This window comes from Anaerotignum lactatifermentans, assembly GCF_014982935.1.
GTDB lineage: Bacteria > Bacillota > Clostridia > Lachnospirales > Anaerotignaceae > Anaerotignum > Anaerotignum lactatifermentans.
The window spans coordinates 1-1,023 of the sequence record NZ_JADCKK010000159.1; the positions used below are offsets into that span (position 1 = coordinate 1).

Annotated in this window: 1 protein-coding gene; it reads right to left on the reverse strand. The window is 38.2% G+C overall.

The features are described 5' to 3' along the window. Nucleotides 1-119: 119 nt before the first annotated feature. The gene (locus INF29_RS14465) at nucleotides 120-692 is read right to left on the reverse strand and encodes a hypothetical protein (RefSeq protein WP_193487432.1); all 573 of its coding nucleotides are present in this window, start codon (nucleotides 690-692) and stop codon (nucleotides 120-122) included. Between the last annotated feature and the right edge of the window lie 331 nt (nucleotides 693-1,023).

The window sequence follows — 1,023 nt, forward strand, 5'->3', positions numbered from 1 at the left end:
TAAGGGTAGCAGATAATCATACCACCAAGGCTTGAACGAAGTGAAAGCCAGCGTCATTTAGGCGCTGGCTCTTAATAAGCCCTTATAGGGCTAGTGCAAACCACGTCTTTTAGGCGTGGTTATGATTGTGTTTGAGACAAATCCAGAACTTCCAGAGAAGAAGCTATGGTTTCCATATCCTGTTGTTCCAGTTTGCCCCGCAAAAGGAACATCCATGATCCTTGTTTCCAGAACAATGTGTTTTCCAGTTCACCTGACTGGAAAATATAAGTGCCTTCCTCATAAGACTGCATCATTTCTGCTGAGATATATTTTTGGATGTAGTCTGCGTCCTTAGACTGTATGAACCAAAGAGACTCACTTTGGATATTGGTTGCATCAATTCTCTTTTTAGGGTTTTCCAGATAGGTGTACTGGAAATAATGCTCTATCGTTTCTGTGCTGTTATCCGCATTGGTACGGATTTCAGATTGATGTAAAGAATATGTGTCAGGGATTTTTGCAGGGAAATAAACGGTTTCCGGCATATTCTGCGCAAAATCGGACTGGATTTGTTCCAGTTCTTCCGTTTCTACACTTCTCCATGCAACAGGGGCTTCCGGTTCATTTTTAGAAGCAATGCATCCTCTGACATAAAATAGGATAAGCAATGTACCAATGATAATTAAAACAATTCGTGGTGTTTTTATCATGAAATCCCTCTTTTCTGACCTGGTATAATAGGTGAACAATGATTATGGTCATATATATATGTCTTTGAAATAGGGAAAAGTGACTTTTCAAGAACAAAAATTTATAAGAGCATATAAATATATTTTGAGCATATTTAGATCATAAAAGGACTGTTTTCAGGGGCATCTTCATCAGAAAATAAAAAAGCTGAAATCCGTATCATACTGAACTGCACCCCATTTGTTAGACAGTATGATATACTGAATAACAAGTGGGGTGATTTTTATGCCAAAAGGAGTACCAAATAAACGATATACACCAGAATTCAAGCAACTGGTGGTAGAAACGATG

What these genes read in the sequence shown, in the direction of transcription:
- INF29_RS14465 (WP_193487432.1), bottom strand. Translation starts at nt 692, where the DNA reads ATGATAAAAACACCACGAATTGTTTTAATTATCATTGGTACATTGCTT.